The 8,494-nt window shown below is 68.5% G+C and carries 1 protein-coding gene and 1 pseudogene; both read left to right on the forward strand.

Annotated elements, in window-relative coordinates:
* Positions 1-614: pseudogene (locus tag ACZ92H_RS29190) on the forward strand (hypothetical protein); the annotation flags it as partial.
* A 70-nt stretch (positions 615-684) separates the two neighbouring features.
* Positions 685-8,494: SDR family NAD(P)-dependent oxidoreductase (locus ACZ92H_RS29195; RefSeq protein WP_465051953.1), on the forward strand; the 7,810-nt coding region annotated here is incomplete at its 3' end.

The following is an 8,494-nucleotide window of genomic DNA, read 5'->3' on the forward strand; positions in this document are numbered from 1 at the left end:
CGAGCTTCCAGGCGCAAAAGGCGGTGATGCAGGCGGCGCTGGCGCGCAGCGGCAAGCTGGCGGGGCAGATTGACCATGTCGAGGTGAACGGTTCCGGCTCGGAAGTGACGGATCTGCTGGAGCTGAAGGCGATCGAGGCGGTGTACCGGGCGGCAGAGCGCGCGCCGTGCAGCCTCGGCTCGATCAAGCCGAACATCGGCCATCCGCTGTGCGCGGAAGGCATCGCCAGCTTCATCAAGGTGGTGCTGATGCTGCACCACGGGCTGGAAGTGCCGTTCCTGTCGGGCCACCAGCCGATGCGGCACTACGACATGCAGGCCTCGCCGTTTCATTTCACGCGCAGCGCCGGCGCCTGGCGCGGCGCCGGGGTGCGCAGCGTGGCGATCAACAGCTTCGCCGACGGCGGCACCAACGTGCATGCCATCCTGGAATCGTGGCCGGCGGCCGCCGGCGACACGGCCGCACGGCGCCAGCCGCTGCAGCCGCCGGCGCTGCAGCGCATCGACATCAGCCCGCTCGATGCGCTGGCGGGCGCGCAGGCCAAGGTGCAGCATTTCCCGGCGGCGGCCGATGACCAGGCGGTGTCGCCGGCGGAAAGCCTATGGGGGCGCTGAGCGCTCCGGCAGGACCATTATCAGGCGCGTCCGCGGGTGCGCCCTTACCATGCTATTAATGAGGTTAGATGTGAAATCCACGTTCTCCATGAGTTTGCAGCGCCCCATGATCCTGGGACACCTGGTCCATGGCCAGCACTTGCTGCCTGGCCTGGCCTATATCGACATGCTGTACCAGCTGTTTCGCGAACACGGCCACGATTATGCCCAGCTTGAATTGCGCAACCTGTCGATCTACCAGCCGCTGATCGTGCTGGCGGACGCGCCGGTGCTGGTGGAAGTGGACTGCGTGCTGCACGCCAACGGCCATTGGGATATCTCGATAGGCCGCCAGGCGGCGCAGGAGGGCACCCCATCGTGCTATGCCACCGCCGAGATGCATCCGTGCGCACCTGCCGCCTTCGCCTCGCCTGCCTCGGCCGGCGATATGGATGCCGCGCGCAGCGGCGCCATGCGCCGCCGCGACATGCAGGACGTGTATGCACAATGCCGGCAGCAGGAGCTGGTGCACCGTGGCTTCATGCAGGCGGTGGGCACCGTGTATCAGGCAGCCGATGCCGTGCTGGCCGATCTGGCGCTGGGCCCGGAGGCCGCCGCCAGTGGAGCCAGCGCCATGTTCCATCCCGTGCTGCTCGATGCCAGCGCTGTCGCGGTATCCGGATTCCAGGAAGCCGAAGCGAATTTGCGCATTCCGCTGTGCTATGAGTCTTTCCGCGCCTGCGGCCTGCTGCAATCGGCCTGCACGGTCCACATTCCTGCCGCCTCCGTGCAGCACAAGGGCGAACTGCTATGCATCGACCTGGAGTTCTACGATGCGGATGGCCGCCAGCTGGCACTGCTGCGCGGCTGCGCCAACAAGACTGTCCGTTCGCCCGACCTGCTGCAGGCGGCGCCACCTGCGCCGGCAGTGGCGCCGCGGGCGGCCGCCGACGCTCCCGCCGCCATCGATGCGCAGGCCATCGCCGCGCACCTGCAGGAGTTGATCGCCACCCGCCTGCAGCGGGAAGTGGATGCCGTCGGTATCCATAGCGGCTACTACGAACTGGGGCTTGGCTCCGCCGACATGCTCGAGCTGGTGCGCTCCATCAACGAGCGCGTCGGCGGCGTGCTGGCGCCTACCCTGCTGTTCGAATACCCGACCATCGACGAGACCGCGCGCTACTTGAGCGGGCACCATGACTGGCAGGCGGCGGCAGCGGCGCCGCCTGCCGCGCCGCGCAGCGGGGAGGGCGCGCCGGCACTGGAGGCCATTGCCGTCATCGGCCTGGCGGGACGCTATCCGAAGGCGCGCAACGTATGGGAGTTCTGGGAAAACCTCAAGGATGGCGTCGACTGCATCAGCGAGATTCCGGCCGAACGCTGGGATCACAGCCGGTATTTTGACGCCGACAGGTCTGTGCCCGGCAAGACGGCAAGCAAATGGGGCGGTTTCATCGATGGCATCGATCAATTCGATCCGCTTTTCTTCAGCATTCCGCCGCTGCACGCTGAATATATCGATCCGCAGGAGCGCCTGTTCCTGCAGTGTGCCTACGAAACGCTGGAAGATGCAGGCCAGACGCGGGAATCGCTGGCGCGGCAGGCGGGCGGCAACGTGGGTGTCTTCGTCGGCGTGATGTACGAGGAATACCAGTTGTACGGCGCGCAGGAACAGGTGCAGGGGCGGCCGGTCGCCTTGTCGTCGAATGCAGCGTCCATCGCCAACCGGGTCTCGTATTTCTGCAATTTCAACGGCCCCAGCATGGCGATCAATACCATGTGCTCGTCGTCGCTGACGGCGATCCATCTGGCTTGCCAGAGCCTGCACCACGGTGAATGCGCGCTCGCCCTGGCCGGCGGTGTCAATCTGTCCTTGCATCCGAACAAATACTTGCTACTGGGGCAAGGCAACTTCGTTTCCAGCAGCGGCCGCTGCGAGAGCTTCGGCGAAGGAGGCGACGGCTACGTGCCAGCTGAAGGCGTGGGCGCGGTGCTGCTCAAGCCGCTATCGAGAGCCATCGCGGACGGCGACCATATCTATGGCGTCATCAAAGGCACGGCCGTCAATCACGGCGGCAAGGCCAACGGCTACACGGTGCCCAATCCAGGTTCCCAGGCAAATGTGATTGAACGGGCCATCCGGCAGGCGGGCGTCAACGCGCGCAGCATCAGCTATGTGGAAGCGCACGGCACAGGAACGTCGCTCGGCGACCCGATCGAGATCGCCGGCTTGAGCCGGGTATTTCGCCAGCATACGCAGGAGCGCCAGTTTTGTGCCATTGGCTCGGCGAAATCGAATATCGGCCATTGCGAAAGCGCGGCCGGCATCGCCGCGCTGAGCAAGGTATTGCTGCAGCTGCGGGAAGGCATGCTGGCGCCATCGCTGCATTCAAGCAGCCCCAATCCGCACATCGACTTTGCTGCCAGTCCCTTCGTCGTGCAGCAAACGCTGGCTGCCTGGCCGCGTCCCCGCGTGGAGGTGAACGGCGTGCCGACGGAGATGCCGCGCATCGCCGGGATATCATCGTTCGGCGCGGGCGGCTCGAATGCCCACCTGGTGCTGGAAGAGGCGCCACGTGACGCGCGCCCTGCGGCAGCGGCGGTCCCGCGCGCGGCCCTGTTCCCCCTGTCGGCGAAGGATCCGCAGGCCTTGCGCGAAGTCGTGCGCCTGCTGCTCGAGGCCCTGGCGGGCCGCTGTGCCAGCGCCGGCCTGGCCGACATCGCCTGCACGCTGCAACTGGGCCGCGAGGCCATGGCGGAGCGGCTGGCCGTGACGGCCGATTCGCACGCCGGTCTTGCCGCCGCGCTGCAGGCCTGGCTGGACGCGGGCGAGAGCGGCAGCGCGGTTCCCGGCGTCCATCGCGGCGTGGTTCGCCAGGGAACGGAGGCGGCCAAGCCCGCCGGCGCCGCGCACCTGGAAGCGCTGGCGCAGGCCTGGCTGCTGCGCGCCGATGCGTCGGGCGTGCTCGATGCCTGGGTCGGCGGCACGGAAATCGACTGGGTGCGCCTGCAGGGCGACTCCCGGCCCCGCCGCACCAGCTTGCCGACGTACCCGTTTATGCGCGACCGCTACTGGATTCCCGCAATAGTCACGCCGGGGGAGCAGGAGCAGGCGCCCGATTGGCAGCTGCATCCCTTGCTGCACCGGAACATATCGGACTGGACAGGACCGCGTTTCAGCACCGTTATCCCCGCCAGTTCGCCCCTGGCGGCGCGCCGCATTGGACAGCGGCAGACCATCAGCGGCGCAATTTGCCTGGAAATGGCGCGCGCCGCGCATGGCCTGGCCTCCGGCATGGAGGCAAGCGATGGCAGCATGCTGCAGCTGTCGGACATCCACTGGCCGCAGCCCATGGCACATGCGGCGAGCCTGCTGCAACTGGACCTGAGCCTGTATCAGGAGGGAGAAACGCAGGTCGCGTTCGAGGTGTTCAATGGCGCGGCCGACGGCGGACAGTTGCTGTATTGCGAAGGACGCGTTGGCCTGGTGCCAAGGGCAGCACCGGAAACGCTGGATCTGGCGGCGCTGCGCGGCACGTGCGGCACGACGACGCTCTCGTCGGAGCAGTGCTATGAGTGGCTGGAAGGCATAGGATTGAGCTGCGCGCCAGCGCAGCGGGTGATTGGCACCGTGTACCTGGGCGAGCAGCTGTTGCTGGCCAAGCTGGTCTTGCCGCCCCAGGCGCTGCCGGATGCGCCGCGCCAGCAGCTGCATCCGCTGCTGCTGGACGCGGCGCTGCAGACGGCGGCCAGTTTCGCCCTCGGCGCGCACGACTGCTGCGAGCTGCTGATACCGGCGGCGGTGCAGCGCATCGATCTCCTGCGCGGCTGCACGCCGGCAATGTGGGCAGTGGTACGGCCTGGCGGCGCAACGGCCGAACCGCTGTGCGATATCGACCTGCACGACGAAGCAGGGGAGCTGTGCGTGCGCATCACGGGATTGGCGCTGCGTGAAGCGGGCGCGGGCGGCGCAGCCACCTTGCTGCTGCAGCCGCATTGGCAGACGCAGACCGCTGCTGCGGCATCGGCGCCGCCGCACGCGGCGCATGGGGTGATCGTGTGCGGCATGCCTGGCATCGACGAACAGCGCCTGTCCGGCGCCCTGGATGCGCAATGCGTGGTGCTGGCGCCTGCCGCAGGCGATGCCGCCGCCGCGTTTCACCACTGCGCCCAGGCCGTCCTCGCCACGCTGCGTTCCATGCTGGCAGCGGCCGATGGCGGCACACAATTGCTGCAAATCGTCGTGCCGGCGCTGGGCGAAGGCCAGGCGCTGGCAGGACTGGCCGGGCTGCTGGACAGCGCGCGGCTGGAAAATCCACGCCTGATCGGGCAAGTGATCGCCTTCGATGCGGTGGTCGACGCCGCGCACCTGGCCGCGCAGCTGCGCGAGCATGGGCGGCGGCCGGACGACCGGCGCATCCGGCAGGTGGCAGCAAAGTGCGAGGTGGTGCGCTGGCGTCCCGTGCCGGCAGTGGCGTTGCCGCCGCATCCGTGGAAAGCGGGCGGCGTGTACCTGATCACGGGCGGAGCAGGTGGCCTGGGACTGATTTTTGCGCGCGACATCGCGCGCCAGGTAGCGGGCGCCACGCTGGTATTGACGGGGCGCTCGGCGCTCGATGCGCAGCGCCGCCAGGCATTGGACGAACTTGAAGCGATGGGCGCACGCGCGGCGTATGTGCGCAGCGACATGGCCAATGCCGCCGCGGTGACTGCGCTGGTGGACGGCGTGGTGCGAGAGCATGGCCGCATCGACGCCATATTGCACGGCGCCGGCATGACGCGCGACAGCTTCATCCTGAAGAAGACCGCGCAGGAACTGGACGCCGTGCTGGCACCGAAAGTCGACGGGCTGGTGCATCTCGACCACGCTACGCGCCATCTCGGGCTCGATTATCTGGTGTGCTTTTCCTCGCTGGCCGGCGCCTACGGCAATGTGGGCCAGGCCGATTATGCGGCGGCGAATGCCTTCATGGACGCGTATGCCGTCTACCGCAACGGCCTGGCGGCATCGGGACTGCGCCACGGCCACACGCTGTCCGTCAACTGGCCGCTGTGGCGCGATGGCGGCATGCGGCTGGACGCCGGCACGGAGCAAGCCATGCTGCAGGCCACCGGCATGGCGCCGCTCGGCACGCAGGATGGCATTGCCGCCCTATACCAGGCGCTGGCCGGCCGCCAGGAGCAGCTGCTGGTGATGCATGGCGATCCGGAACGCATGGCGCGCCTGGGCACGGCGGCGAGCCAGCCGGCCACTGCCGCGCCGGCGGCGGACGGCAAGCCGCCACCGGCGTTGCCGGCGCTGGTCTCGGCGCTGGAACTGCAGCTCAAGACGATGTTCGGCGCCGTCCTCAAGGTGGCGCTGGAAAAAATCGACCTGGACCTGGGCTTTGAACTGTACGGCATCGATTCCGTGCTGGTCACGCAGCTCAATGCCCGCCTGGAACAGGTATTCGGCCCCCTGCCCAAGACGCTCTTCTACGAGTGCGCCAGTTTGCGCGCGCTGGGCGCCTATCTGCTGGCGCAGCACCGGCACGCTTGCCTGCAGTGGAGTGGCATGCCGCTGCCGGCAAGGGAACTGCCTGCGCCTGCCGCGCCGGCGAAAACGGCCGCCGCGCCGCGCCGCGCCAGGAAGACGCCCGTGCCTGGCCTTGGGCAGGTGCCGGCAGCGCCGCGGCACGAAGCAATCGCCATTATCGGCCTGAGCGGCCGGTATCCGCAGGCGCGCGACATGCAGGCGTTCTGGCACAACCTGCAGGCAGGCAAGGACTGCATCAGCGAGATCCCCGCGGAGCGCTGGCCGCTGGATGGCTTTTTTGAGACGACACCCGGCGCCGGCGCCAGCTACAGCAAATGGGGCGGATTTGTCGACGGCTTTGCCGAATTCGACCCGCTTTTCTTCCGCATCTCGCCCCTCGAGGCAATGAGCATGGACCCGCAGGAGCGCCTGTTCCTCGAGACCTGCTGGGCCGTGCTGGAAGACGCCGGCTATACGCGTGAACAGCTGGCACGGCAATATGGCAGCCGGGTCGGGGTGTTTGCCGGCGTGACGAAGACAGGGTTTGAATTGCATGGCGCGCAGCAAGGCGGCCAGGTATTGCCGCGCACTTCGTTTGCCTCGGTGGCGAACCGCGTGTCGTATCTGCTCGACCTGAAGGGGCCAAGCATGCCGGTCGACACGATGTGCTCGTCGTCGCTGACCGCGATTCACGAAGCTTGCGAGCATATCCGGCGCGGCGAATGCGAGCTGGCCATCGCCGGCGGCGTCAATCTGTACCTGCATCCGTCCAGCTATGCCGCCTTGTGCTCGCAGCGCATGCTTTCCGAAGATGGCCAGTGCAAGAGCTTTGGCGCCGGCGGCAATGGCTTCGTGCCGGGCGAAGGCGTGGGCGCGGTCCTGCTCAAGCGCCTGTCGGCCGCCGAAGCGGACGAGGACCACATCTATGGCGTGATCCGCGCGAGCAGCATCAACCATGGCGGCAAGACGAACGGCTACATGGTGCCCAATCCGCAGGTGCAAAGCGAGGTGATTCGCGACGCCCTGGACAAGGCGGGAATCGATGCGCGCAGCGTCAGCTACATCGAGGCGCACGGCACGGGCACGGCGCTGGGCGATCCGATCGAGATCCGCGGCCTGGCGCAGGCGTTCGGGCGCGATACGCAGGAGCGCCAGTTCTGCGCGATCGGCTCGGCCAAGTCGAACATCGGCCACTGCGAAAGCGCGGCCGGCATCGCCGGCCTGACCAAGGTGCTGCTGCAGATGCGCCACGGGCAGCTGGTGCCGTCGCTGCATGCGCGCACCCTCAATCCCAACATCGACTTTGCCGCCACGCCGTTCACGGTGCAGCAGGAACTGGCGGAGTGGACGCGCCCCAGCGTCCAGGTCGATGGCGTGCTGCGCACCTATCCGCGCATCGCCGGCATTTCCTCGTTCGGCGCCGGCGGCGCCAACGCCCACCTGGTGCTGCAGGAATACGTGGCCGCCCCAGGCGCCGCCGCGCATGGCAGGGCCGCGCTGCCGGCGCTGATCGTGCTGTCTGCGCGCAGCGCCGAGCGGCTGCGGGCGCAGGCCGGGCAGTTGCTGGCGGCGCTGGCGCGCCTGGAGGAGGAGGGCGCGGACATCGCCGACGTGGCGTACACCTTGCAGGTAGGGCGCGAGGCGATGGAGGAGCGGCTGGCCTGCGTGGCGCAGGACATGGCGCAGCTGCGCGTGCAGCTGCAGGCGTTCCTGGCCGGCGAGGGCGAAGCGGCGGGCTGCCACGTGAGCCGGGCCGGCGACGGCGTGCAGGCGGCGCTGGCGGCGGACGAGGACATGGCCGGCGCCATCGATGCCTGGGTGGCGAAGGGCAAGTACGGCAAGCTGCTGGCCTGGTGGGTCAAGGGCATGGCCTTCGACTGGCGCGCGCTGCACGGCGCGCAGCCGCCACGCAGAATCAGCCTGCCATGCTATCCGTTTGCACGCGAGCGCTACTGGATCGCGCCGGGCGCGCCGTCCACGGCAGCAGCGGCAGCAGCGGCAGCGGCGGCCGGGTGGCTGCATCCGCTGTTGCAGCGCAATACCTCCGACATGGCCGGTCCCCGTTTCAGCAGCCGCTTCAGCGGCGAGGAATTCTTCCTGGCCGAGCATGTGATCGCTGGCCGGCGCATGCTGCCGGCGGCGGCCTACCTGGAAATGGCGCGGGCGGCATTGGCGCAGGCGGGCGGCGCGCAGCACGGCTGGCAGCTGCGCGACGTGCGCTGGCCGCAGCCGCTGGCACTGCGCGAGGGCGAGGCGGCCGAGGTGCACCTGGCCCTGTTCCCGGAGGCGGATGGCACGGTCGGCATCGAAATCTACAGCGAGACGGCCGACGGCACCCTGCTGCACGGCGCGGCGACCGGGCTGCCGGACGTGCCGGACGCGGCGC

This window comes from Janthinobacterium foliorum (genome assembly GCF_978021625.1).